This is a genomic window from Sphingomonas sp. 2R-10 (assembly GCF_030062225.1).
Classification (GTDB): Bacteria; Pseudomonadota; Alphaproteobacteria; order Sphingomonadales; family Sphingomonadaceae; genus Sphingomonas.
This window is the reverse complement of the sequence record NZ_JASCXF010000019.1, coordinates 55,188-81,855: the sequence shown is the minus strand read 5'-3', so window position 1 is coordinate 81,855 and position 26,668 is coordinate 55,188. Positions and strand designations below refer to the sequence as shown.

Below are 26,668 nucleotides of genomic sequence, written 5' to 3'. Positions count from 1 at the left end.
GGGGCGGGCGATCCCGGTCTGCATGGCTTTCCGTTTGCTTCGAGCGCCGGTTCGCGCCTGTCGAGAACCGTAGTCGAGAAGGGGGTGTCCCCGAACTACCCGTTCTCGACTACGCCCGAAGCTGCTCGAACCGAACGGGGAGAGCTGGCCGGCACGAGGAACCCGGCTGCGAACCCTTCCCCCGCGCAGACTATCGCCGGCGTATCGTCATGCGGCGTTCGACCGTGATCGGATATTCGAAATGCAGCCCCGCGCGGCCGTCCTCCGCCCAGCGCAGCGTCGCCGCGGTCCAGTTGCCGCCGCCGGTGTCGATGCGGACGGTCGATCCGATCGCCCCGTCGTCGAAATCGACGAGGTCGATCAGCGCCCCCGTGGTGGACAGGTCGCGGATGCGGGCCGAGCGGCGTTCGCCGTTCACCTCGATCGTGGTCGAGCGCAGCATGCGGGTACGCGGCGCGCGCTCCGCCTTCGGACCGTTGGGGGTCAGCGCGCCGCCCTCCGCCATCAGCCGCGCCGCGGCCTCGGCGGTGTCGACCGGCGCGCCATAGACGAAGCCCTGCACGTCGTTGCAGCCAAGCTCGCGCAGGGCCGCCAGCTCGTCGTGATATTCGATGCCCTTGGCGGTCGTGTCGATGCCCAGCATGTCGGCCAGCGTCGCGATGGCGCGGATGACCGCGGCGTTGCGCCCTTCGGGATCGCTGACGCCGCGCACGAACGACGAATCGATCTTGATCCGGTCGAACGCCAGTCGGCGCAGGCACGACATCGACGCCTGTCCCGCCCCGAAATCGTTGAGCGCGAGGCGGACGCCGATCCCGCGCAGCGCGGCGAAGACGGTGATCGCCGCGCGCATGTCGCGCAGCAGGCTCGCCTCCTCGATATCCACCTCCAGCCGCCCGGGCGCCAGGCCGGCGCGGGCGAGCGCGTTGGCGATGATCGCGGGCAGCGCGGGATTGGCGAACTGCGCCGCCGACAAGTTCACCGACAGCCGGGTCTCGCCCGGCCAGGCGGCGGCGTCGTGACAGGCGGTGCGCAGCACCCACTCGCCGATCGGCTCGATCAGCTTCGATTCCTCCGCGACGCACAGGAAGTCGGCGGGGATCAGCAGCCCGCGCGTCGGATGCTCCCAGCGCAGCAGCGCCTCGAACCCGGTGATCCGCCCGCCGTCGAGCGACACGACCGGCTGATAGACGATGCGCAGCTGGTCGAGCGAGAGGGCGAGGCGCAGGTCGTCCTCCATCTGGCGCCGGATGCGCGCGCCGTCGAGCATCGCGTCGTTGAAGAAGCGGGCGACGCCGCGCCCGGCATCCTTGGCGGCATAGAGCGCGAGGTCGGCATTGGCGACCAGCACGTCGGGCGTCGTGCCATGGTCGGGGGATACCGCTATACCGATCGAACAGCCGATCGATACCGCGCTGCCGTTGATGAAATAGGGTTGCGACAGGCTGGCGATGATCGCCTGCGCCAGCGTCGCCATGTCCGTCCGGCTGCCGATGCGCGGCAGGATCACCTCGAACTCGTCGCCGCCCAGCCGCCCGACCAGCCCGGCATCGGCGACGACGCGCAGCAGCCGCTGCGCGACCTGGCTGAGCAGCGCGTCGCCAACCGGATGACCCATCGTGTCGTTGACCGCCTTGAACCGGTCGAGGTCGAGCAGGAACAGCGCGGTGCCGTCATAGGCCGGCTGCGCCAGCGTCTGCTCGAGCGAGATGCGCATCCGCTGGCGATTGGCGAGGCCGGTCAGGCTGTCGAACAGCGCGAGCCGGGTGATCGCCGCATCCGATCGCCGCACCGCCGCCATGTCGGTCCCGGTGCCGACGAACCCCTCGAACCGGCCGTACGGATCGGCAAACGGGCTGCCCGACACGGTCCAGCTGCGCTCGCTCTCCCCCGGCGCGGCGGGGGCGACGGCATAGTCGGTAAAGGCGGTGCGGGCCGACAGGTGGAAGGCGATCGTCCGTTCGGCGTCGTCGCCGATCGATTCGCCGCCGGCGATCCGCAGCATGTCGGTCAGCGGCGCGCCGATCGGATCGATGCCCGCGGCGGCGAACACCGCGGCGATCTTGTCGCTCAGATAGGTCAGCCGTCCGTGGCGATCGGTCTGCCAGAACCAGTTGGGACCATGGTTTTCGGCCTCGTGCAGCAGGCGGGCGGCACGGTCGGCGGGCAGGCGTTCGGCATCGTCGGGCCGCTGGACCCACGATCGCAACGCCGCCTTCAACCCACCGTTCGCCAATGCGCTTCCTTTCATGTCCCATGCCGACCGTAGCGCGGCATCGTGAACGAATTCTTTGCAACCGGCACGCTCCACCCTGTAGGGCGGGAAGAAATTTCGAGCCGATATGGATATCATGCGATGACCGTCACCATCACCGAAGCCGATCTGATCGACAGCGTCGCCGATGCGCTGCAGTTCATCAGCTATTACCACCCGATGGACTATATCCGCGCGCTGGGCGAGGCCTATGCCGCCGAGACGTCGCCGGCCGCCAAGGACGCGATCGCGCAGATCCTGACCAACAGCCGGATGTGTGCGGAGGGGCATCGCCCGATCTGCCAGGATACCGGCATCGTCACCGTGTTCGTCAAATGGGGGCAGGACTGCCGCCTCGACAGCGACCATTCGTTGCAGGAGGTCGTGGACGAGGGCGTGCGCCGCGCGTACCTGCATCCCGACAACAAGCTGCGCGCCTCGATCCTCGCCGATCCGGCCTTCACCCGGCGGAACACGAAGGACAATACGCCGTCGGTGCTGCACGTCGAAATGGTGCCGGGCAGCACGGTGTCGGTCGACGTCGCGGCCAAGGGCGGCGGGTCGGAGAACAAGTCGAAGTTCAAGATGATGAACCCCAGCGATTCGATCGTCGACTGGGTGCTGGAGATGCTGCCGCAGATGGGCGCCGGTTGGTGTCCGCCCGGGATGCTCGGCATCGGCATCGGCGGCACCGCTGAAAAGGCGATGCTGCTCGCCAAGGAATCGCTGATGGCGCCGATCGACATGGGCCAGCTGAAGGCACGCGGCGCGCAGACCGACGTGGAGGCGCTGCGCATCGAGCTGATGGACAAGGTCAATGCGCTGGGCATCGGTGCGCAGGGGCTAGGCGGGCTGTCGACCGTGCTCGACGTCAAGATCCTCGACTGGCCGACGCATGCCGCATCGAAGCCGGTGGCGATGATCCCGAACTGCGCCGCGACCCGCCACGCGCATTTCACGCTGGACGGTTCGGGGCCGGCCTATCTGGAACAGCCGAACCTCGCCGACTGGCCCGACGTCAACTGGACCCCGGACAAGGCGGCGATCCGCGTCGACCTCGATACGCTGACCCCGGAAGTCGTCGCGACGTGGAAGCATGGCGACCGGCTGCTCCTCAATGGCAAGATGCTGACCGGCCGCGACGCCGCGCACAAGCGCATCGCCGACATGCTGGCGAAGGGCGAGCAGCTGCCCGTCGATTTCCGCGGGCGCGTGATCTATTATGTCGGACCCGTGGATCCGGTCGGCGAGGAAGTGGTCGGCCCGGCCGGCCCCACCACCGCGACCCGCATGGACAAGTTCACCCGCATGATGCTCGACCAGGGCTTGCTGGCGATGGTCGGCAAGGCGGAACGCGGCGTGGATGCGACGAAGGCGATCGCCGAGGCGAAATCGGCCTATCTGATGGCGGTCGGCGGTGCCGCGTACCTCGTCGCGCGCGCGATCAAGGGGTCGAAGGTCGTCGGCTTCGCCGATCTCGGGATGGAGGCGATCTACGAGTTCGAGGTGCAGGACTTCCCCGTCACCGTCGCGGTCGATAGCGAAGGGCAGAACGTCCACCACCTCGCGCCGCTGGTGTGGCGCGAGAAGATCGCGAAGGAGCGGTTGCTGGAGGGGGTTTGATCGCTTCGACGTTCGTCATTGTCGGCGAAGGCAGTATCGCGGCGAAAGTCCACTCCAGCGTATCCCCGCGCAGGCGGGGATCCAGGGCCAAATGCGCAAGCCTGTGCTTTGCTTGGCTCTGGACCCGACGGGTTCACGAAAGAAGTGCACCGCCGATAGGGTGGCAGCTGGTGCGCCAGCCGGACCTGCGCGACCGCATCAGGCAAAGCCTTGCGATGGGGACGATGCGTCAAACATGCCCGGGGGCATGTTTGACGCATCGTCCGCCCGAGCAGATCGCCGGCCGACTGGCGCGCGAGGCTGGTCGTACCGTCATCAGTCATGGGTCAATCTACCGCTTCGTCGTTCCGCTCGGCCCAGAAGGATTACTGGCATCGCCTGCTACCCCGCGCCAGGTCGCGCCGTGGACGGTACCGTCTGCAAGGCGGCAGTCCCGCCAGCTTCATCAAGCACCGCCGCTCCAACCACGAACGCTCGCCCGCGGCACGGGACCGACGTCAGCCGGGCCATTGGGAAGCCGACTACATGCTGTTCTCGCGCTACGGCGACAACATCCTCGTCCTCCACGAGCGCACCATCCGCTTCACCATGCCGGATCAGCCACCCCACCGCAGGGCATCGATGACCGCTCGGCGTATCGCCCGGCAACTTCGCGATATCCCCCAGCCGTTGCGACGGACCATCAGCTTCGACAATGGTACCGAGTTCGCAGAACACCATCGCCTGCGGCACCTTGGGCTGCAGACCTTCTGCGATGTACGAAGCCCCTGGCAGAAGGGCGGGGTCGAGAACACCATCGGCCGCCTGCGACGCCTGCTGCCCCGCAAAACCGACCTCGACATCCTCTCACCCGATGCACTTCAAACGTGAATCCACATCCCAGCCTGCGCGGGGATGACGTTTCCATATGGATGGATCAAATGATGGTTGGGGAAAGTTCACGCCACTGCGGGTTCGTCCGTTCGATCAGCTCGAACTTCCAATTGCGATGCCAGCGCTTCATGCGCTTTTCGTGGGCGATGCAGGACAGGATGTCGTCGCCGCGTTCCGCCCAGACGAGGCGGTCGAGGTTATGCTTTGCGCAGTGAACGGAGCCGCCGCCGTTGCGGTGCTGGTGGATGCGGGTAGCGAGGTCGGCCGTGACGCCGACATACGTCGCGCCACGATAGCGGTCGGCCATGATATACATCCAGCCGTCCTTCCCCTCTTTCGTCATCGTCAGAAACAAGAAGAAGCGGGGCCCGAGGTCAAACCCGGGGTGACATAGCGGCGCAGGTGATGCGCCGCTACGTCAAAATACCCCGCACCTGCGAAACGATTTCGTTGCGCGCCGCGTTCACCGACCCGATGGCGCACCAAGACCTTCCTCCCCCGCCCGCAGGCCTGCTCGACGATGCCGGCCTGTTCCTCGATTTCGACGGCACGCTGGTCGACCTTGCCGACCGGCCCGAAGGGGTCGTGGTCGGCGACCGGCTCCGCGCGCTGCTCGCGCGGTTGCCCGACCGGCTGGACGGGCGGGTCGCGATCGTCAGCGGGCGGTCGGTCGCGCAGATCGACGGCTTTCTCGGCGACACCATCGCCCGCTTCGCCGTGGTCGGCAGCCATGGCGCGGAAATCCGTCCCGCCGGCGGCACGACCCTTCTGCCCGATCGTCCCGCCAGCCTGGCCGCGGCCGAGCGCGCGTTCGCCGACCGGTTCGGCGACGATCCGCGGGTCGTGATCGAGAGCAAGACGCTGGGCGTCGCGATCCATTATCGCGGCGCGCCGGAGGTGGAACAGGAAGCCCATGCGCTGGTCGACGCCTTTGCCCAGCGCGACGGGCTGACCGCGCAAGGCGGCAAGATGATGATCGAACTGCGCATGGACGGCCATGACAAGGGCACCGCGATCGCGACCCTGTGCGAAGGTCCGCCCTTTGCGGGCCATGCGCCGGTGTTCGTCGGCGACGACCTGACCGACGAACCCGGCATGGTCGTCGCCGCGCATCATGGCGGGGTGGGCATCCTGATCGGGCCGATGCGCGATACCGCGGCGGCGTACCGGCTGGACGACGTCGCCGCCTTTCTCGACTGGCTGGAGCTGAATGCATGACCGCGACGATGGATCTTTGGCCGATCGGAAACTGCCAGGTGTCGGCGCTGGTCGACCGCAACGGGCGCTTCGTCTGGGGCTGTCTGCCGCGGGTCGATGGCGACCCGGCCTTCTCCTCGCTGCTCGACGACCGGCGGCGCGGGTCGGACGGGGCGTTCGGTTTCTGGGAGATCGACCTCGACGGCTGTGTCGACACGCAGCAGACCTATATCCGCAACACCCCGGTGCTGGTGACGCGCCACACCGATGCGGCGGGCAATGCGATCGAGGTCGTCGACTTCTGTCCGCGCTTCAAGCGGCACGACCGGATGTATCGCCCGGTCGCCTTCTGCCGGATCGTACGGCCGCTTGCCGGGTCTCCGCGAATCCGGGTCCGGCTCCGCCCGTCGGTCGGCTGGGGCAGCGCACAGGCGGCACGCACGCGCGGGTCGAACCATATCCGCTACCTGCTCGACCAGGAGGCGATCCGCCTGTCGACCAGCGCCCCGGTCGGCTGGGTCGAGGACGAGCGGCTGTTCCGCGTCGAGCGCACGCTGCATTTCTTCCTCGGGCCGGACGAGAGCTTTTCCGACGAACTGCCCGCGTCGGTCGAGCGGATGCTGAAGAACACGATCGAGGAATGGCGCCACTGGGTGCGCGGCCTCGCCACGCCGGTCGAATGGCAGCAGGCGGTGATCCGCAGCGCGATCACGCTGAAACTGTGCCAGCATGAGGAAACCGGCGCGATCGTCGCGGCGCTGACCACCTCGATCCCCGAACATGCCGATAGCGGGCGCAACTGGGACTACCGCTACTGCTGGATCCGCGACGCCTATTACACCGTACAGGCGCTCAACCGCCTTGGTGCGCTGGACGTGCTGGAGGGGTATCTCGAATATCTGCGCAACATCGTCGACAACGCCGCCGACGGACAGATCCAGCCGCTCTATGGCGTGGGCGGAGAAGCGACGCTGGTCGAGCGCGAGGCCGAGGGGCTCGACGGCTATCGCGGCATGGGGCCGGTGCGCGTCGGCAACCAGGCGTACGAGCAGGTCCAGCACGACGCCTACGGCCAGATCATCCTGTCGAACGCGCAGGGATTTTTCGACCAGCGGCTGTTCCGCGTCGGCAAGCAGGCCGATTTCGAGGCGCTGGAGCCGATCGGCGAGCGGGCATGGGCGGCGTATGACAAGCCCGATGCCGGCCTGTGGGAGCTGCGCACCAAGAGCCACGTTCATACCTACAGCGCGGCGATGTGCTGGGCGGCGTGCGACCGCCTCGCCAATGTCGCCGGCACGCTGGGGCTTTCCGAGCGCGAGATGTTCTGGCGCGACCGCGCGACCGCGATGCGCACCAAGATCGAGCGCGAGGCATGGCGGCCCGAGACGAACCGCATGTCGGCGACCTTCGGCGGCGACGATCTCGACGCCAGCATCATCCAGCTGCTCGACCTGCGCTTCCTCGAACCCGACGATCCGCGCTTCGTCGGCACGCTGGAGGCGGTGGAGCGGGGGCTGCGGCGCGGCAGCCACATGCTGCGCTATGCGACCGAGGATGATTTCGGCCTGCCGCATACCGCTTTCAACGTGTGCACCTTCTGGCTGATCGAGGCGCTGCACGCGACCGGCCGCGACGAGGACGCGCGCGAACTGCTGGAGGAGATGCTGTCGCGCTGCACGCCCGCCGGGCTGCTGTCGGAGGATATCGACCCCGAAACCGGGGAATTATGGGGTAACTACCCGCAAACCTACTCGCTGGTCGGCATGATCAATTCCGCCGTCCTGCTGAGCAAGTCATGGAACGTCGTCAGATGAGTCGCTTGATCGTCATCTCGAACCGGGTGCAGGCCCCGCAGCCGGGCACCGGCGGCGGTGCGCAGGGCGGCCTCGCCGTCGCGCTGAACGCCGCGCTGGCCGAAGAGGACGGTATCTGGTTCGGCTGGTCGGGGGATACCAGCGACAATCGCGAGCTGCGCTTCCAGACCTATGGCGGCGTGACCAGCGCGGTGATGGATCTGTCCGAACAGGACGTCGAGGAATATTACGACGGCTATGCCAACCGGACGCTGTGGCCGCTGTTCCACTACCGGCTCGACCTGACCGAGTTCGAACGCGATTTCCAGGGCGGCTACGAACGCGTCAACCGCGTGTTCGGCGAACGCATCGGCCCGCATATCGAACCCGACGACCTGATCTGGGTCCATGACTATCACATGATCCCGCTCGGCTGGGTATTGCGCCAGCAGGGCGTGACCAACCGCATGGGCTTCTTCCTCCACATCCCGTGGCCGCCGCGCCGGCTGCTGACCGCGCTGCCCGACCATCGCCGGATGGTGGAGGCGCTGTTCGCCTATGACGTGGTGGGGTTCCAGAACGAGGAATGGCTCGACAGCTTCTTCAACTATGTCCGCGAGGAGATGGGCGGGTCGATCGACGGCAATTCGGTGACGGTCGGCGGCCGCACGATCTGTGCGATCAGCTGCCCGATCGGGATCGAGGCAAAGGACTTCATGGCCGGCGCGAACGGACCCGTCGCCAAGGCGGCGCAGCTCAACCAGCTCGAGAGCGCGGTCGGGCGCAGCCTGATCGTCGGCGTCGACCGGCTGGACTATTCGAAGGGGCTGCCCGAACGCTTCGCCGGCTACGAACGCTTCCTGCAGAACCATCCCGACCGGCGCGCGCTGGTGTATCTGCTGCAGATCGCCCCGCCGTCGCGCACCGCGGTGCAGACGTACCGCGACATCCGCAACACGCTGGAACAGATGTCGGGGCGGATCAACGGCGCCTATGCCGATACCGACTGGGTGCCGATCCGCTATGTGAACAAGGGCTATCCGCGCGAGGTGCTGGCCGGCATCTACCGTGCGGCGCGCATCGGGCTGGTCACGCCCTTGCGCGACGGCATGAACCTGGTCGCGAAGGAATATGTCGCGGCACAGGACCCGCGCGATCCCGGCGTGCTGATCCTGTCGCGCTTCGCCGGCGCCGCGCAGCAGCTGTCGGTCGGCGCGATCCTCATTAACCCCTACAGCGCCGAGGATATCGCCGACGGCATCGACAAGGCGCTGCGGATGCCGCGCGCCGAACGGATCGACCGGTGGCAGGCGATGATCGACAATGTCGTCGAGGAAGATGTGATCTGGTGGCGCAAGCGGTTCATCGACGCGCTGACGGCGGAGCCGAACGCGGCCTGAGCTGACCTCACCGTCGCCCCGGCGCTGGTCGTTGGTGCGCCTGAGCTGGGCATGGACGAAGCGGTAGATCGTCTCGTGGCTGATGACCGGGTGCCCTGCCTCACGGCGCAAGCGACCCGAGACCTGCTCGGGCGACCAGCCAGTGGCGAGACGATCGAGGATGGTCTCGCGCAACGCGTCCTCGCGCTCCAGGCGACAGCCGCGCCAGCGGCGTGCCGCAGGCGGTGTCCGGGCATAAGCGGGCCGGTAGCCGATCTTTGCGCCGGCATTGCGCCTCAACTCGCGCGAGACGGTCGACGGCTCGCGATCCAGAGCTGCAGCGATCTGCCGGAGCGATCGAACAGCGTTCCTCAAGCGTGAGCTGGCAGTAAGTCGACATGGCAGCACCTGTCTCAGGTGCTGCACTTCGTTTGTGAACTCAGGCCCGGGTCAGGTCCGGGATGACGGTGAGGGGAGGGGGCTCTTACCCATCCAAGGGGTGGCGAACCCCCGCCGCACGCTTTATGCACACCACCCATGACAGCCCGGATCATCGACGGAAAAGCCTTCGCCGCCACGTTGCGCGCGCGGGTCGCCACCCATGCCGCCGCCTTCGCGGACACCGCCGGCCGTCCCGCCGGCCTCGCGGTCGTGCTGGTCGGCGAGGATGCGGCCTCGTCGGTCTATGTCCGCTCGAAGGGCAAGGCGACGCGCGAGGCGGGCATGGCCAGCTTCGAACACCGCCTGCCAGCCGACGTGGCGCAGGACGAGCTGATCGCACTGGTCGAACGGCTCAACGCCGATCCCGCGGTCGACGGCATCCTCGTCCAGCTGCCGCTGCCCAAACATCTCGACAGCGACGCGGTGCTGCTGACGATCGATCCCGAAAAGGATGTCGACGGCTTCCACCCGGTCAATGCCGGGCGGCTGGCGACCGGGCTGCCGGGCATGGTGCCGTGCACCCCTTATGGTTGCCTGTTGCTTTTGCGCGACGTGCTGGGCGACCTGTCGGGGCTGGACGCGGTGGTGGTCGGGCGGTCGAACATCGTCGGCAAGCCGATGGCGGCGCTGCTGACCGCCGCGAGCTGCACCGTCACCATCGCCCATTCGCGCACCCGCGACCTCGCCGACCATGTCCGCCGTGCCGATATCGTCGTCGCCGCCGTCGGTCGCGCGAACTTCGTGCGCGGCGACTGGCTGAAGCCCGGTGCAACCGTCATCGACGTCGGCATCAACCGCACCGACGGGGGCCTTGTCGGCGATGTCGACTTCGCCCCGGCCGTTGCGGTGGCGGGTGCGATCACCCCGGTGCCCGGCGGCGTCGGCCCGATGACCATCGCGTGCCTGCTGCGCAACACGCTGGTCGCCGCGCATCGCCGGGAAGGCATCGCTTTCGACGACAAGACGCTATGATCGAGCTGTTCGTCTCGTCGCTCATCACCTTCTTCGTGGTGATCGACCCGCCGGGCTGCGCGCCGATCTATGCCGGCCTCACCACCGGCGCGTCCGACGTGCAGCGGCGTGCGATGGCGATCCGCGCGGTCGGCATCGCCACCGCGATCCTGCTGGTCTTCGCGCTGTTCGGACAGGCGCTGCTCAAGGCGCTGGGCATCAGCCTCGACAGCTTCCGCATCGCCGGCGGCATCATGCTGTTCCTGATCGCGCTGGAAATGGTGTTCGAAAAGCGGACCCAGCGCCGCGAGGATCGCGCGCAGAAGATCATCGAGACGCCGGAGGTCGAGGACGTGTCGACCTTCCCCATGGCGATGCCGATGATCGCCGGGCCGGGGTCGATCGCATCGGTCATGCTGCTGATGAGCCAGGTCGGCGACTGGACGGCGCGCGCGGTCGTGCTGGGGGCGCTCGGCACCATCCTGCTGATGACGCTGCTCGCGCTCCTTGCCGCGGGTCCGATCATGCAGTTGCTGGGCGCGCGGATCGAGGCGGTCATCACCCGGCTGCTCGGCGTGCTGCTGGCGGCGCTGGCCGCACAGTTCGTGATCGACGGGCTGCGCGCCAGTTTCCTGTGATGTCGATACGCCCGTATTCATTTCGTGGTGTTGCTTATTCGTTACACCCGATACGAAAGTGTGATTCAATCCTGCTATACGTATTTACAGTCGTCGTACGATAGCCCGATACCTTGGGACGTGAACCGAGCCTTTCAGGGAGGCGAGGGGACTGTCCAAAAGCCTGAAAAGGCGGAAAAACAAGGGCTCCTACGAATGATTGCTACCATGATGCGCGCATCGCTGCGTCGCGGCACCGCCTTGTCGGTGATCGCCACCGCCGGCCTCTTCGCCGCGCCGGCCTTTGCGCAGGACGTCGCTCCCGCGGGCACCACCGTTCCCGTGCCGCAGACGCCGGAAGCCGACACGACGCAGGATATCGTCGTCACCGGTTCGATCCTGCGCGGCGCCGACAGCGGCATCTCGCCGGTCACCACGCTGACCGCGGAAAACCTCGACGCGCGCGGCATCAACACGGTGCAGGACGCGATCCAGCTGCTGTCGTCGAACAACGGCCCGGCGCTGACCAACTCGTTCACCGCCAACGGCGCGTTCGCCGGCGGTGCATCGGCGGTCTCGCTGCGCGGCCTGTCGACCAGCTCGACGCTGGTGCTGTTCGACGGCCTGCGCGCCGCCTACTACCCGCTCGCCGACGACGGTTCGCGTAACTTCGTCGACCTGAACACCATCCCCGACGACATCGTCGACCGCGTCGAAGTGCTGCGCGACGGCGCGTCGTCGAGCTACGGCGCCGACGCGATCGCGGGCGTGGTCAACATCATCACGAAGCGCGCGTTCAACGGCGTTTCGGGCCGCGTCGAAGCCGGCATCTCGGAAGACGGCGTCGCCGCGAACCAGCGCATCACGCTGACCGCCGGCACCGGCGATCTCGATGAAAAGGGCTACAACGCCTATATCAGCGGCTTCTATTTCCGCAGCGAAGGCGTGAAGAACCGCGACCTGCCGGGCCTGTTCGCCACCGACGACCAGCGCAGCATCGGCGGTCCGAACGGCGTGTTCAACGGCCAGAACGCCGCCGGCGAAATCAACGGCTTCAACGTCGGCAGCACCTTCTACGTCCGTCCGGGCACGTCGGGCCGCTACCAGATCCTCAACCCGGGCGCTGGTTGCTTTGCCGGACCTTCGGTCACGCCGACCGCTGCCGACCTGGTCCGTGTCAACGCAGCGGGCCAGCCGGTCAACGCGGCACTGCCGGTTTCGAACGTCTGCCAGGAAGACTTCACCTACAACTACGGCAACGTGACGCCGGACATCGAACGCTTCGGCGGTTCGGCACGCGTCACCGCCAAGGTAGGCGATTCGTCGGAAGCGTTCCTGTCGGTCAACTTCCAGCAGACCCGTTCGAGCTATTACGGTTCGACCGGCACGATCCGCGGCAATGCGCCGACCGGCATCCTGTTCCCGCAATTCTCGACCTCGTCGGGCGCAGCGACCTTCGCACCCGGCTCGGCCATCCTGACGCTGCCGGTATTCGTCTGCGCCGCGCGGGTGAACTGCACCGCGGCCAATGGTCGCCTGAACCCGAACAACCCGTTCGCCGCCGCCGGCCAGACCGCGCAGATCCTCGGCCGCAACCAGGAACTGCAGTATAACGAGACGCGCAGCCGCGTGTATCGTGCCGCCTTCGGCCTGTCGGGCACGATCTTCAGCGACATCGACTACAACTTCAACGCGACCGCAATGCACACCGACCTGCGTCGTACGCAGGACGGCTACGTCTTCATCCAGAACCTGCTGAACGTCATCGCCGACGGGTCGTACAACTTCGTCAACCCGGGCCAGAACAGCCAGGCGGTGAAGGACTATGTCACCCCGGTGAACATCACCGACGCGTCGTCGGATCTGTACCAGGCGCAGGTGACCTTCACGAAGTCGCTGTTCGAACTGCCCGGCGGTCCGCTGCAGCTCGGCGTCGGCGGGTCGATCTTCTACGAAGCGGTCGACGCGCCCAGCGCCAACCCGGACACCAATGGCCCGGCGCAGCGCTACTTCACGATCAACGCGTTCGGTACCGAAGGCAATCGTACCGTCAGTTCGGCCTTCGGTGAAATCCAGGCGCCGATCTTCGACATGCTCGATGTCAACCTGTCGGGGCGCTACGATCACTATTCGAGCGGTCAGAGCAACTTCTCGCCGAAGGCAGGGGCCCGGTTCAAGCCGTTCCGCCAGCTGACGATCCGCGGCACGTGGTCGCGCGGTTTCCGTATCCCGAGCTTCGCGGAAGCCAACGCGCTGCCGACGACGGGCTATGTCAGCCAGTCGATCGCCAACGTGCCGGCCAGCTTCCGTGCGCAGTACGGCGCGGCCTGTGCCAACGATGCGACGGCATCGACCGCGTGCCCGACCTATCTGACCGCCTATTCGATCGGGTCGACCACGCTCGCCTCGCCGAACCTGCAGCCGGAAAAGTCGCGCAGCTTCACCGCCGGCGTGCAGTTCACCCCGATCCCGAACTTCACGTTCACGGTCGACTACTTCAACATCAAGAAGACCGGCGCGATCACCTCGCCGTCGAACGCTGCCGCGATCGCCGCCTATTATGCAGGTCAGCCAATCCCGGCCGGGTTCAACGTCATTCCGGACGCCCCGGACGTCAACCTGCCCAACGGCCGCCCGCGTATCGGCTTCGTCGAATCGCAGCTGATCAACTCCGACACGATCACTTCGGAAGGTCTCGACTTCGGTCTGACCGGCCGCGTCGACTTCGGTGGCTTCCAGTGGCGGACCGCGGCGAATGCCAGCCTGCTGCTCGAACTCAGCACGACCTTCCCGGACGGTTCGAAGGAAACCTATGTCGACACGCTCGGCAACTTCAACCTGACGGCGGGCAACGGCACGTTCAAGTGGCGCGGCAACTGGTCGAACACCTTCTCGTTCGACCGCGTCGACGTGACCGGCACCGTGAACTACGTCTCGGGCTACGACCTTTCGGCGGAAGACCAGGGTGGCGACTATCGCGACTGCTCGCTGGCGCCGGAATATGTCGACTGCCGCGTGAAGAGCTACATCACGGCCGACATGAACGTCAGCTTCAACGTCAACGACAAGGTCACCTTCTACGTCAACGCGTTGAACATCTTCGACCGGCTCCCGCCGCTCGACGTGGTCACCTACGGCGCGCACCTCTACAACCCGGTCCAGGGCGGCAACGGCATCTTCGGCCGCAGCTTCCGCGCCGGTGCGAAGTTCGGCTTCTAGGCGCACCACCATCGCAGCCTTTGCGGGCCGCTTCCCAACCGGGAAGCGGCCCTTTTTGTGTCCGGCGGGGTGGCCCCATCAAATCCGATCGTTCGGTATCTGTGTCGTGGATCGGTGCGGCAAGGTGACCATCGATTCGTGCAAGGCCGGGGCAGTTTTCGCAGTCAGTATCATATCGGGCCGCTCAGCGGAGTGGTGAATTGCTCTACGAAGCCGATACTCAATGTATTTTGCATATCGTTAATCAAAAAAAGATATGCAAAACCAGGGCATATAAATATCAATGTGATCTATAGCTTCTTGAGTAAGAGCAGATAGATAAAAGCAATACAGTTGTATTTAACGGATGAAATATCCACTGTTACTAAAAAACCACGTCATTATGATTTCGTTTCATTGCAGCGTGCTACCGATTGCTAACTAAGTTTTTTGCTCACTAGTCTTGCAATGTGGCACCGTCATTGCGGTGTGGTGAGGGAACAGGGAAAAAAATGAAGCAAACCGTGCGTGCCACCTTGTTGGCATCGACGTTGATAATCGGGTTCGCAGCGCCGGCGATGGCGCAGGACGTGCCGGCTACCGCCGGTGCCGATGCGGGCGACGATGCGATCGTCGTCACCGGATCGCGCATCGCGCGTCCGAACCTGGTATCGAACAGCCCGATCAAGGTCGTGACCGGCGACCAGACCGTCGCTAACGCCGACATCACGCTCGACACCTACCTGAACACGCTACCCGGCGTGAACCCGGCGGGTACGACGACGTCGAACAATCCCGGCAACGGCGGCCAGGCGAATATCGATCTTCGCGGCCTCGGCGCGAACCGCAATCTGGTGCTGATCGACGGTCGCCGCGCAATGGTGTCGGCGTCGAACCAGACGGTCGATATCAACACGATCCCGCAGGCGCTGATCGATCGCATCGACGTCATCACCGGTGGTGCCGGCGCGACCTACGGCGCCGACGCCGTCGCAGGCGTTGTGAACATCATTACAAAGCGCGACTTCAAGGGCCTCGACGCCCGCGTGTCCTACGCCAACTCGGTGCCGTACACCGATGCGCGCGAGTATCAGTTCTCGGCAGTCGCCGGATACAACTTCGCCGACGATCGCGGCAATATCACCATCGGCGGCGATTATTCGCAGCGTCAGGGGCTTATCAAGAGCCAGCGCGCCTTCGCCGCGAATGCGACCGCAACCACGTCGTTCCTGCCCGAAGGCCTGTATGCCCCGTCGGGCAACGCCCCGACCCAGGCGGCGATCGACTCTTATTTCGCGCAGTTCGGTGCGGCGGCCGGTTCGGTCGCGCGCGGCAGTTCGCTGATCGGCTTCAACAATGACGGCTCGCTGTTCTCGCGCGGCGTGTTCAACAGCCCGGCGAACGTCGTCAATTTCCGCTATCCGATCGACACCGCGGTCAATGCCAACCTGTTCCCCGACGTCTATTCGTACAATTTCGACGCGGTGAACATCCTGACGCTGCCACTCGAGCGCAAGTCGGCGTTTGCCAAGACACGCTTCGAGATTACCGACCACATCGAAGCGTTCGTGCAGGGCAATTACGCCAGCTACAACGCTACGACCGCGCTCGCGCCGACGCCGATCCCGACCGTAGCTGCGCAGTCGCTGTCCGGCACCAACCCGATCCGCGTGAAGACCGCGCTGATTCCGACCGGCGGATCGGTCACCAGCAACCAGCTGATCATTCCGGTCAGCAACCCGTTCATCCCGGCTGCCTTCCGCGCGCTGCTGGCGACACGGACCGGCGATAACGCGAATCTGGTCGGCAGCGGCGCGACCGAGCCGTTCCTGATGCGGCAGCGCACGCTGGCGGCGGGTCTGCGTGAATCGCGGTACGACAACGAAGTCTACCAGATCGTCGGTGGCCTGCGCGGCGACCTGACCGACTGGCTGCGCTACGAAGCATCGTACAGCTACGGCAAGACGGTCATCACGCAGACGCAGAGCGGGAACATCGATACCCAGCGGCTGCAGAACATGCTGGAAGCCGCGGACGGCGGTAACAGCCTGTGCGCCGGCGGTTTCAATCCGTTCGGTCGCCAGCCGCTGAGCGAGGCGTGCATCACCTATCTGTCGGTGAATGCCACGCTGCAAACCTCGTTCACCCAGCGTATTGCGCAAGGGTACCTGACTGCCGACCTCGCCGAACTGCCCGGCGGCACCGTCACTGCGGTCGCCGGTATCGAAAGCCGCAAGTTCCGTTACGACTTCGATCCGGGTGCGCTGAGCGGCCCGATCTCGGGCTTCAACGCGCAGAACCCGGCCGGCGGAACCAACAACTTCACCGACTATTTCGGCGAAGTCCTGCTGCCGTTCGTCAAAGATGCGGCATGGGCAAAGACGCTCGAACTGTCGCTGGGCGTGCGCGCCTCGCGCAACTCGGTGCGTGACACGGTCAAGGGCATTGACGGCCGCAGCGGCACCGACTGGTCGTACAAGGCCGAACTGACCTATGCGCCGATCGACGAAGTCCGTCTGCGCGGCAGCTACCAGCGTGCGGTTCGTGCGCCGAACTTCGCTGAACTGTTCGACGGCGGCGGAAACAACCCGCAATATTTCGACCCCTGCTCGGTCACCAGCACGGCACGCACCGGTGCGGCTGCGGCCCAGCTGGCCACCCTGTGCGCCAATACCGGCGTCGGATCGCCCGGTTCGTTCGTCCAGACGCCGGGTACGCAGATTTCGCTGGAAGTCGCAGGCAACACCAATCTTAAGCCGGAAACGGCCGACACCTTCACCGGCGGCGTCGTGTTCAGCGGCTTCTCGGGTGGTCTCCGTCGTCTGCGCGCATCGGTCGATTACTACAACATCAAGATCAAGGACGTGATCCTCTCGCCGGATCCGAATCTGCTGGTCGCCGATTGCTATAACTACTTCGGTCGCAACTCGAACTACAGCGCGACGCAGAACAGCTGCACCTTCCTGGTCCGCGCGGGCGGCGAAGTCCTGGGCGTCGGCGCCAATGGTGGCGATCCGTTCCCGGGCATCAATGGCGGTTTCGTCAAGACGTCCGGTATCGACTTCCAGCTCGGCTATGGCTTCGACCTGCCGTTCCTGGGTGATGGCGCGGCCCTCACCACCGATCTGCTCGCGACCCGCGTGATCGACTACAAGCAGAAGGAGTTCACCGACCTTCCCGCGATCGATTACAACGGGACCGTCGCGTTCTTCGGTGCGGGCTTGGGTGCGTCGTCGCCGAAGTGGCGTGGTACGCTGAACACCTCGCTGGCGTTCAGCAAGGAACTCTCGTTCGTCAGCCGTATCCGTTACATTGACAAGATGGAGAACCGGGCATCGCGTATCTATCTCGGCGAGCGTTCGTTCACCGGCGCCGAAGCGGTGTGGTATTTCGATTTCAGCATTGCGGCCGAGATCGAGAACATGACGCTGCGTCTGGGCGTCAACAACGCCTTCGATCGCAAGCCGCCGGCCTACCAGCCCAACGTGCAGTCGGGCACCGATCCGTCGTTGTACGACGTCATTGGTCGTCGCGCATTCGTCTCGGCGGGCCTGCGTTTCTGATGCAAACCAGTTAAACTGCAAAACTGGAGGCGGCGGGGAGCGATCCCCGCCGCCTTTCTTCGTCACCCCACCCGCAACTCCAGCCGCCCATCGCCCTCGTCCACCCGCACCGTCGCCCCGTCGCGGACCTCGCCGCGCAGGATCAGGTCGGCCAGCGGGTCCTGCAGGTAGCGTTGCACCGCGCGCTTCAATGGCCGCGCGCCATAGACCGGATCGTAACCGACCCGGCCCAGCCACGCCCGCGCCGCGTCGCTCAGTTCCACCTTCACCTTGCGCTCGGCCAGCAGCCGGCCGACGCGACCGACCTCGATATCGACGATCGGCGCCATGTGATCGGCGGCCAACCGGTGGAACAGGATGATCTCGTCCAGCCGGTTGAGGAATTCCGGCCGGAAATGCGCGCGGACCACGTCCATCACCTGCGGCTCGACCTCCTCGACCGGCTGCCCGTCGGCCAGGTTGGTCAGGTACTGCGAACCCAGGTTCGACGTCAGGATGATGATCGTGTTCGAGAAATCGACCGTGCGCCCCTGGCCATCGGTCAGCCGGCCGTCGTCCAGCACCTGCAACAGGATGTTGAAGACGTCGCCATGCGCCTTCTCCACCTCGTCGAACAGCACGACCTGATAGGGCCGCCTGCGCACCGCCTCGGTCAGCACGCCGCCTTCCTCATAGCCGACATAGCCCGGCGGGGCGCCGATCAGCCGCGCGACCGCGTGCTTTTCCATGAACTCGCTCATGTCGATGCGGACCATCGCGTTCGGATCGTCGAACAGGAACTCGGCGAGGCTCTTGGTCAGCTCGGTCTTGCCGACGCCGGTCGGTCCCAGGAACAGGAACGACCCCAGCGGCCGGTTCGGGTCCTGTAGCCCCGCGCGCGAACGACGCACGGCGGTGGCGACGGCGCGCACCGCCTCGGCCTGTCCGATCACCCGCTTGCCCAGCATCTTTTCCATCTGGAGCAGCTTCTCGCGCTCGCCCTCCAGCATCCGGTCGACCGGAATCCCGGTCCAGCGGCTGACGACGCCGGCGATGTCGTCGGCGGTCACCTCCTCGCGCAGCATCGCGCCCGCCGATGCGCCCGCCGCCTCGGCCAGCTGCTTTTCCAGCGTCGGGATGGTGCCATAGGTCAGCTCGGACATCTTCGCGAGGTCGCCCGAGCGCTGCGCCTGTTCCAGCGCCATGCGCGCGGCGTCGAGCTGTTCCTTGAGCTTCGCCTCCGATGCGATCTTGTCGCGCTCGGCCTGCCAGCGCGTCGTCAGCCCGGCCAGCACCTGCTCGGCATTGGCCAGTTCCTCCTCCAGCGTGTCGAGCCGGTCGACACTCGCCGCGTCGCTTTCGCGCTTCAGCGCCTCGCGCTCGATCTTCATGCGCAGGATGCGACGGTCGAGGCTCTCGATCTCCTCGGGCTTGCTCTCCACCTCCATCCGGATGCGGCTGGCGGCCTCGTCCATCAGGTCGATCGCCTTGTCGGGCAGGAAGCGGTCGGTGATGTAGCGGTTCGAAAGCGTCGCCGCCGACACCAATGCACCGTCGGTGATCCGCACGCCATGGTGCAGCTCGTATTTTTCCTTCAGCCCGCGCAGGATGCTGATCGTGTCTTCGACGGTCGGCTCGCCGACGAACACCGGCTGGAACCGCCGCTGGAGCGCGGGGTCCTTTTCGACATGCTTGCGATATTCGTCGAGCGTCGTCGCGCCGATGCAATGCAGCTCGCCGCGCGCGAGCGCGGGTTTCAGCAGGTTGCCGGCGTCCATCGCCCCTTCGGATTTGCCGGCGCCGATCAGCTGGTGCATCTCGTCGATGAACAGGATGATCTGTCCGTCGGCGCCCTTCACCTCGTCGAGCACGCCCTTCAGCCGTTCCTCGAACTCCCCGCGATATTTGGCGCCGGCGATCAGCGATCCCATGTCGAGCGACATCAGCGCGCGGTCCTTCAGCCCCTCGGGCACGTCGCCATTGGCGATGCGCAGCGCGAGGCCTTCGGCGATCGCGGTCTTGCCGACGCCGGGTTCGCCGATCAGCACCGGATTGTTCTTGGTCCGCCGCGCCAGGATCTGGATCGTGCGGCGGATCTCCTCGTCGCGGCCGATGACAGGATCGAGCTTGCCGTCGCGCGCCGCCGCCGTCAGGTCGCGCGCGAATTTCTTCAGCGCATCGTACCGATCCTCGGCCCCGGCGGTGTCGGCGCTGCGCCCGCCACGCAACTTGTCGATCGCGGTGTTCAGCCCCTGCGGCGTGACACCGGCCGTGGCCAGCGCCTTGCCCGCCCCCCCCGGCGACAGCGTCAGCGCCAGCAGCAGCCGCTCGACGGTGACGAAGCTGTCGCCCGCCTTGGTCGCGATCTGTTCGGCCTGATCGAGCAGCCGCACGGTATCGTTGTCGAGGCCCGGCGAGCTCTGCGCGCCCGACCCCGACACCGACGGCACCTTCGTCAGCGCGGCGTCGGTTTCGGCATTGGCCCGGCGCGCATCGCCCCCGGCGGCGGCGATCAGGCCGGACGCCATGCCCTGATCGTCGTCGAGCAGCGCCTTCAGGATATGTTCGGGGCTGATCCGCTGGTGACTGTTGCGGATCGCCACCGTCTGCGCGGCCTGCAGAAAGCCTTTCGCGCGGTCGGTGAATTTCTCTAGGTTCATGGGATGCTCCCCTGTGCTGTTGCCGGCGATATGGTGTGATATATGGGCAACACAAGGGGAGGGCGGAGCGGATCGCTGCGCCTATTCCCCGGCGGGCGGCAACGGTATCATCCATTCCGCGAACAGTACCGGCAGGCTCGCGGCGATGCCGGTCGCCGCGATGCCCAGCGCCATCCAGTGCCGCGGCTGCGTCGGCATCGGCCAGCCGAGCCGCGAGGCCAGTGCAAGCCAGACGAACAGCGCGGCGATGCCAAGCACGATCACGAGATTCGCCCGCACGCTCGCTCGCGCCAGCGCATCGCGTTCGAACTCGTCGAGCGGCAACGCCCGCGTGCTCCGGCCGAACGGCGACATCGCCATCGCCATAATCGACGGGAAGATCGCGGGGGTCACTTCGGGCAGCCACGCCGCCGGATCGCCATCGGCGCGCAGTTCGATCACCGGCAGCGCCACTGCAAGGATCGCCGCCGCGAGCAACAGCCAGCGCGTCCGTCCCGACCGACCGGGAATGGTCGGCGCATGGGGATCATAGCCACCGGTCGCCGATACGCCGTGCTCGGTCATCTGCTGTCTCCTTCGCGACGCAGCGCGTCGGCCATCGGGGGGAAGGGGGTAAGCGAAAACAGCAACTCGACCGGCACCGCGAACCGTTCCGCGATGCGCAGCGCCAGTTCGAGGCTGGGCTTGTAGTCGCCCCGTTCGAGATAGCCGATCGTCTGTGGATTGACGCCGACCGCTTCCGCCAGATCGCGGCGCGACAGGCGATGGTCGGCACGGAACAGGGCGATACGGTTGTGCATTCGAATCGATGTGTATCGACATTGTTGTATTGCGTAAACACAACAAATGAAGCGCGGCAGCTTGCCATGCGACCACCGGTGACCGATGGTGCAGCGTTTCCGATCATACGGCGTTCAGCAGCGATGGGTCGCGTCATACACATCGTCGGCTGGGGGCTGGTCTGGATCGTGGCGGCGCTGTGCCTCGCGGTGACGATCGCGCCGCGCTTCCTCGACCGGATCTATTATCGCGGCGTGGCCGGCGACCATTTCGACGGCGCGCGCTTCTTCAATCCCGATGGCGACGATACCAGTGTGCCCCCGGGGGGCAGCCGCCGCGGCTACTTCTGGCGGCAGGCGACCGGCAGCGACGGGCGGCCGGCATGGCCTGCCCGGGTGCCGGTGGCGGCGGCGAAGCCCGCCGAACTGCTCGCCCCCGCGACCCTCCGGCCGCGCGATCCGGCACGAACGCCGATGCGCGTCACGTGGGTCGGCCATGCCAGCGTGCTGGTGCAGGTGCCCGGCCTCAACATCCTGACCGATCCGGTCTGGAGCGACCGCGCCGGCCCGTTCGGCTTCGGGCCGAAGCGCGTGGCCGATCCCGGCATCGCGCTCGCCGACCTGCCGAAGATCGACCTGATCCTCATCAGCCATAACCATTACGACCATCTCGACCTGTCGACGCTCAGGCGCCTCTGGGATCGCGACCGGCCCGCGATCGTCACAGCCCACGGCAACGACGCGATCCTGCGCAGCGCCGGCATGACTGCGACCGCGCTCGACTGGCGACAGGCGGAGCGGATCGGCGGGGCGACCGTCCATGTCGTGCGCAACCACCATTGGTCGAGCCGCTGGTTCGTCGACCGCAACCGTGCGCTGTGGTCGGCGTTCGTCGTCGAACTGCCCGGCGGCAACCTGTTCTTCGCGGGCGACACCGGCATGGGCGACGGTGCATGGGTGCGCGAGGCGGCGGCGCTCGGCCCGATCCGCCTCGCGCTGATCCCCATTGGCGCGTTCCGCTTCCAGCCCGGCCAGATGGCCAGCGGCGCGCATATCGGCCCGGTCGACGCGCTCGACGTGTTCCGGCGGCTGGGTGCGTCGCGGGGGATGGCGATCCACTGGGGCACGTTCCGCCTGTCCTACGAAGGCTGGGCCACCCCGCCGAAATTGCTGACCGCCGCCAGGCGTTGCGCCGGGCAGGGCGACCGCCGCTTCGGCGCCGTCGCGATCGGCCGCCCGATCGATATCGCCCCCTTCACCGCACCGCCGCCCCCCGCCTTCGACCGCGCCGCGATCCTGCGCTGCCTCGACACGCCGGCGGGCAACGCCTTGCGTTGACCGGCCCACCCGGCCTAATGGTAACGACATATACGATCCGGCAACGGCCGGACAACTGGAGAGAGACATGCTCGATTTCGCGCTCGGCGAGATGGCGGACGCCATCCGCGAGACCACGCAGCGCTTCGCCGCCGACCGGATCGCGCCGATCGCGGCGGCGGTCGATGCCGACGATCGATTCCCGGTCGAGCTGTGGCCTGAAATGGGCGCGCTCGGCCTGCACGGCATCACCGTGAAGGAAGAGGATGGCGGCCTCGGCCTCGGCTATCTCGAACATGTCGTCGCGTGCGAGGAAGTGGCGCGGGCTTCGGCATCCGTCGGCCTGTCCTACGGCGCGCACTCCAATCTGTGCGTCAACCAGATCGCGCGCTGGGGCAATGCGGAGCAGAAGGCCAAATATCTGCCCAAACTCATCAGCGGCGACCATGTCGGATCGCTGGCCATGTCCGAAGCCGGCGCCGGGTCCGACGTCGTCTCGATGAAGCTACGCGCCGACAAGGTGGAGGGCGGCTGGCGGCTGAACGGCACGAAATTCTGGATCACCAACGCCCCCTATGCCGCGACCTTGGTCGTCTATGCGAAGACCCAGCCGGATGCCGGATCGAAGGGAATCACCGCCTTCCTGATCGAACAGGATTTCGCCGGCTTCTCGATCGGTCAGAAGATCGACAAGATGGGGATGCGCGGATCGCCGACCGCCGAGCTGGTGTTCGACGACTGTTTCGTCCCTGCCGAGAACGTCATGGGGCCGCTCAACGGCGGCGTCGGCGTGCTGATGTCGGGCCTCGATTACGAACGCGTCGTGCTGTCGGGCATCCAGCTTGGGCTGATGCAGGCGTGCCTCGACACCGTCCTGCCCTTCGTCGCCGAGCGCAAGCAGTTCGGCAAACCGATCGGCGCGTTCCAGCTGATGCAGGGCAAGATCGCCGACATGTCGGTCGCGCTCAACTCCGCCCGCGCGTACGTCTATGCCGTGGCGAAGGCGTGCGACGCCGGCCGCACCACCCGCCACGACGCTGCGGGTGCGATCCTGCTGGCGTCGGAAAATGCGGTGAAGGTCGCCAACGACGCGATCCAGGCGCTGGGCGGCGCGGGCTATACGAAGGACTGGCCGGTCGAACGCTATTATCGCGATGCGAAGCTGCTCGACATCGGTGCCGGGACCAACGAAGTTCGCCGGATGCTGATCGGTCGCGAATTGCTGGGCGAGGGGACGCGCGCACAATGACGGTGCTGCCGACGCTGATCGACCGAAGCTCGGACGGTTTCGCCACCAATGCCGCGCACAATGCGGCACTGGCCGAAGACCTGCGCGAGCGGGTTGCCACCACGTCGCTGGGCGGGCCGGAGCGCAGCCGCGAGCGCCATGTGTCGCGCGGGAAACTGCTGCCGCGCGACCGCATCCACCGCGTGCTCGACGCCGGATCGCCGTTCCTCGAAATCGGCGCGCTGGCGGCAAACGGCATGTATGGCGACGAGGCCCCGGCGGCGGGCGTCATCGCCGGCATCGGGCAGGTGCATGGCCGGCAGGTGATGGTCGTCGCCAACGATCCCACCGTGAAGGGCGGCGCGTACTTCCCGATGACGGTCAAGAAGCACCTGCGCGCGCAGGAGATCGCGACCGAGAATCACCTGCCGTGCATCTATCTGGTCGACAGCGGCGGCGCGAACCTGCCGCATCAGGCGGAGGTCTTTCCCGACCGCGACCATTTCGGCCGCATCTTCTTCAACCAGGCGCAGATGTCGGCCAAGGGCATCCCGCAGATCGCCTGCGTGCTCGGCAGTTGCACCGCCGGCGGCGCGTACGTGCCCGCCATGTCCGACGAGACGGTGATCGTGCGCGGGCAGGGGACGATCTTCCTCGCCGGCCCGCCGCTGGTAAAGGCGGCGACCGGCGAGGTCATCAGCGCCGAGGAACTGGGCGGGGCCGACACCCATGGCCGCAGGTCGGGCGTGGTCGATCATGTCGCCGACGACGACGAACAGGCGCTGCTGATCGTCCGCGACATCGTGGCGACGCTTGCGCCGCCGCGCCGCGCCGAAATGGCGCTGGCCGATCCGCGCCCGCCGCTCCACGACCCCGCCGACCTCGCCGGCATCGTCCCGACCGACGTCCGCGCGCCCTATGACGTGCGCGAGGTGATCGGCCGAATCGTCGACGGTTCGGAGTTCCACGAATTCAAGCCACTCTACGGCACGACGCTGGTCTGCGGCTTCGCGCGCATCTGGGGAATGCCGGTCGCAATCCTCGCCAACAACGGCGTGCTGTTTTCCGAAAGCGCGCAGAAGGGCGCGCATTTCATCGAACTCGCCTGCCAGCGCCGCACGCCGCTGCTGTTCCTCCAGAACATTTCCGGCTTCATGGTCGGTGGCAAGTACGAGGCGGAAGGCATTGCCAAACATGGCGCGAAGCTGGTCACCGCCGTCGCCACGGCGCAGGTGCCCAAGATCACCGTGCTGATCGGCGGCAGCTTCGGCGCGGGCAATTACGGCATGTGCGGTCGCGCCTATTCCCCGCGCTTCCTGTTCACCTGGCCGAACAGCCGCATCTCGGTGATGGGCGGCGAACAGGCGGCAAGCGTGCTGGCGACCGTCCACCGCGATGCCGAAAGCTGGACGCCGGAGGAAGCCGAAGCGTTCAAGGCCCCGGTCCGCGACCGCTACGAGGCGGAGGGCAGCCCGTACTACGCAACCGCACGGTTGTGGGACGACGGCATCCTCCTGCCCGAACAGACCCGCGACGCGCTGGGATTGGCGCTGTCGGCGACGCTCAACGCGCCGATCGCGGATCGCGCCCAGTTCGGCATCTTCCGGATGTGATGGCGGCTGCCTGCCTCTCCTTTACGTATCCCCGCGCAGGCGGGGATCCAGGGCCGCAAACGGCGACGCCAGCGCTCGACAACCCTGGCCCCCCGCCTGCGCGGGGGTACGTGGTCGTGTCGCGCGACATTTGCCACCCAAAACTGGACGTACCCCGGCGAAGGCCGGGGCCCAGTCGGGCAACGCCGCCGCATGACCGCACCCGGCCCGCAAATGGACCCCCGCCTGCGCGGGGGTACGTCGGCGGCGGGGGAGGGGTATCGGCATGACCGCCATCTCCGGCCTCCCACCCATTCGCCCGCCCGGTCCACAGGGCCCCGCGATCGTCCCCGGCAAGGCCCCGCCGACGACAACGCCGGCTTCCACCCCCACGACCCCGCCCGGCATCGACACCGTCGCCTATGACGCGATCGTGGCGATGGTCACCCGCGCCATCGCCAGCCTGCCGCCCGGCATGGCGCTGTCCAGCTTCATCGCCACCGTCGCCCGCGTGACGGCGGAGGTGGAGGCGCAGCTTGCCGCCCGGCCCGCGACGTCGGTATCGGACGGCGCACCGGACGGCACCACCGCCGGCACGCCCGCGCCGACCGCCACCCTGTCCGAAGCGATCGCCCGGCGCCTCGCCGCCACGCTCGCCGCCGACCCCGTCGCCGCCCGCGCCGCCATCGCCGATCCGCTGCAACCGCCGCCGGCCACCCCGGCGGAGGTCAGCGCCCGCGACCTGGCACTCGCCGCCGCGGCGATGCTCGGCGGCCGCGTCGATCCCGACCGCCCGACCCCGACGTCCACCCCGCTCGCGACCGATCCGGACCGCGACCCCGCCTCCACGGAACAGCCCATGCGCGACCGCCTCTACCTGCTCGACCCGCAGTTCGACGATCCGGCCCATCCCGGCCGCAGCTTCTATTGCCGCGACTGCATCACCCTCGACGGGCTGCTCGCCCGCTTCCCGGACAAGGCGACGATGCTGGACGTCATCCGCATCCCCTATCCCCGCCCCCGCGACGCGGTGGTCGCGGTGGCGGGGGAGGCGCATCAGAACCTGCCGCTACTCGTCCTCGCCCCCAATGCCGATCCGGCGCTGGCCGACGGGCGGCACGACGGCACCCATTTCGTCAGCGATCTGAAGCGCTTGCTGCATGCGCTCCACATCCGTCACGGCTTTCCGGAGGCGCATCCATGACCCTTTCCTACAGCCCCCGG

The 26,668-nt window shown here is 66.8% G+C and carries 17 protein-coding genes and 2 pseudogenes; 13 read left to right on the top strand and 6 right to left on the bottom strand.

Annotation, left to right across the window (positions count from 1 at the left end):
• Positions 1–190: 190 nt before the first annotated feature.
• Positions 191–2,236 (bottom strand): EAL domain-containing protein, encoded by a 2,046-nt coding sequence (locus tag QLH51_RS10615; protein ID WP_164516044.1) that lies wholly within the window; start codon positions 2,234–2,236, stop codon positions 191–193.
• Positions 2,237–2,356: 120 nt separating this feature from the next.
• Here QLH51_RS10615 and QLH51_RS10610 point away from each other — a divergent pair, with 120 nt between their 5' ends.
• Positions 2,357–3,877, top strand: a complete 1,521-nt coding sequence (locus QLH51_RS10610; RefSeq protein WP_125654296.1) for a fumarate hydratase — start codon at positions 2,357–2,359, stop codon at positions 3,875–3,877.
• A 128-nt stretch (positions 3,878–4,005) separates the two neighbouring features.
• A pseudogene (locus tag QLH51_RS10605) lies at positions 4,006–4,726 on the top strand (IS30 family transposase); the annotation flags it as partial.
• 67 nt (positions 4,727–4,793) lie between these two features.
• Here QLH51_RS10605 and QLH51_RS10600 read toward each other — a convergent pair.
• Positions 4,794–5,093 (bottom strand): GIY-YIG nuclease family protein, encoded by a 300-nt coding sequence (locus QLH51_RS10600; RefSeq protein ID WP_125654665.1) that lies wholly within the window; start codon positions 5,091–5,093, stop codon positions 4,794–4,796.
• A 107-nt stretch (positions 5,094–5,200) separates the two neighbouring features.
• Between QLH51_RS10600 and otsB the strand changes: the two genes are divergently transcribed.
• Genes otsB through QLH51_RS10585 form a run of 3 tightly spaced genes read left to right on the top strand, consistent with a single transcriptional unit; the run spans position 5,201 to position 9,140 of the window.
• The gene (otsB, locus tag QLH51_RS10595; protein WP_206428767.1) at positions 5,201–5,968 is read left to right on the top strand and encodes a trehalose-phosphatase; all 768 of its coding nucleotides are present in this window, start codon (positions 5,201–5,203) and stop codon (positions 5,966–5,968) included.
• Positions 5,965–7,761: a glycoside hydrolase family 15 protein gene (locus QLH51_RS10590; RefSeq protein ID WP_125654300.1), complete on the top strand. Its 1,797-nt coding sequence runs from the start codon at positions 5,965–5,967 to the stop codon at positions 7,759–7,761. Before otsB ends, QLH51_RS10590 begins: the two co-directional genes overlap by 4 nt.
• A complete protein-coding gene (locus QLH51_RS10585) occupies positions 7,758–9,140 on the top strand; it encodes an alpha,alpha-trehalose-phosphate synthase (UDP-forming) (RefSeq protein ID WP_125654302.1) in 1,383 nt (460 codons plus the stop codon). Before QLH51_RS10590 ends, QLH51_RS10585 begins: the two co-directional genes overlap by 4 nt.
• Before the next feature lie 27 nt (positions 9,141–9,167).
• Here QLH51_RS10585 and QLH51_RS19945 read toward each other — a convergent pair.
• A pseudogene (locus tag QLH51_RS19945) lies at positions 9,168–9,545 on the bottom strand (transposase); the annotation flags it as partial.
• Positions 9,546–9,656: 111 nt separating this feature from the next.
• On the opposite strand from QLH51_RS19945, the gene folD reads away from it, so the two are divergent.
• The 4 genes from folD to QLH51_RS10560 all read left to right on the top strand — a co-directional run bounded on the left by folD (position 9,657) and on the right by QLH51_RS10560 (position 17,889).
• A complete protein-coding gene (folD, locus tag QLH51_RS10575) occupies positions 9,657–10,532 on the top strand; it encodes a bifunctional methylenetetrahydrofolate dehydrogenase/methenyltetrahydrofolate cyclohydrolase FolD (protein WP_125654304.1) in 876 nt (291 codons plus the stop codon).
• Positions 10,529–11,149 (top strand): MarC family protein, encoded by a 621-nt coding sequence (locus tag QLH51_RS10570; protein WP_125654306.1) that lies wholly within the window; start codon positions 10,529–10,531, stop codon positions 11,147–11,149. The genes folD and QLH51_RS10570 overlap by 4 nt, the downstream gene beginning before the upstream one ends.
• A 207-nt stretch (positions 11,150–11,356) precedes the next feature.
• The gene (locus QLH51_RS10565) at positions 11,357–14,347 is read left to right on the top strand and encodes a TonB-dependent receptor domain-containing protein (RefSeq protein ID WP_125654308.1); all 2,991 of its coding nucleotides are present in this window, start codon (positions 11,357–11,359) and stop codon (positions 14,345–14,347) included.
• 491 nt (positions 14,348–14,838) lie between these two features.
• Positions 14,839–17,889, top strand: coding sequence for a TonB-dependent receptor domain-containing protein (locus tag QLH51_RS10560; RefSeq protein ID WP_125654310.1), 3,051 nt, complete (start codon positions 14,839–14,841; stop codon positions 17,887–17,889).
• Positions 17,890–17,951: 62 nt separating this feature from the next.
• Here the strand turns inward: QLH51_RS10560 and clpB are convergent, their stop codons facing one another.
• From clpB to QLH51_RS10545, 3 genes are all read right to left on the bottom strand, one after another.
• Positions 17,952–20,528, bottom strand: a complete 2,577-nt coding sequence (clpB, locus tag QLH51_RS10555; protein ID WP_125654312.1) for an ATP-dependent chaperone ClpB — start codon at positions 20,526–20,528, stop codon at positions 17,952–17,954.
• Positions 20,529–20,609: 81 nt separating this feature from the next.
• Complete coding sequence (locus tag QLH51_RS10550; RefSeq protein WP_125654314.1) at positions 20,610–21,092, bottom strand: hypothetical protein; 483 nt, start codon at positions 21,090–21,092, stop codon at positions 20,610–20,612.
• On the bottom strand, positions 21,089–21,328 hold the full coding sequence (locus QLH51_RS10545) for a helix-turn-helix transcriptional regulator (protein ID WP_125654316.1): 240 nt from the start codon (positions 21,326–21,328) through the stop codon (positions 21,089–21,091). The genes QLH51_RS10550 and QLH51_RS10545 overlap by 4 nt, the downstream gene beginning before the upstream one ends.
• 123 nt (positions 21,329–21,451) lie before the next feature.
• Here QLH51_RS10545 and QLH51_RS10540 point away from each other — a divergent pair, with 123 nt between their 5' ends.
• The 4 genes from QLH51_RS10540 to QLH51_RS10525 all read left to right on the top strand — a co-directional run bounded on the left by QLH51_RS10540 (position 21,452) and on the right by QLH51_RS10525 (position 26,648).
• Complete coding sequence (locus tag QLH51_RS10540) at positions 21,452–22,645, top strand: MBL fold metallo-hydrolase (protein ID WP_125654318.1); 1,194 nt, start codon at positions 21,452–21,454, stop codon at positions 22,643–22,645.
• Between the two features lie 67 nt (positions 22,646–22,712).
• Positions 22,713–23,873: an acyl-CoA dehydrogenase family protein gene (locus QLH51_RS10535; protein ID WP_125654320.1), complete on the top strand. Its 1,161-nt coding sequence runs from the start codon at positions 22,713–22,715 to the stop codon at positions 23,871–23,873.
• A complete protein-coding gene (locus QLH51_RS10530) occupies positions 23,870–25,465 on the top strand; it encodes a carboxyl transferase domain-containing protein (protein ID WP_125654322.1) in 1,596 nt (531 codons plus the stop codon). Before QLH51_RS10535 ends, QLH51_RS10530 begins: the two co-directional genes overlap by 4 nt.
• A 265-nt stretch (positions 25,466–25,730) precedes the next feature.
• Positions 25,731–26,648, top strand: coding sequence for a DUF3088 domain-containing protein (locus QLH51_RS10525; protein WP_206428768.1), 918 nt, complete (start codon positions 25,731–25,733; stop codon positions 26,646–26,648).
• The last annotated feature ends 20 nt before the right edge of the window (positions 26,649–26,668 follow it).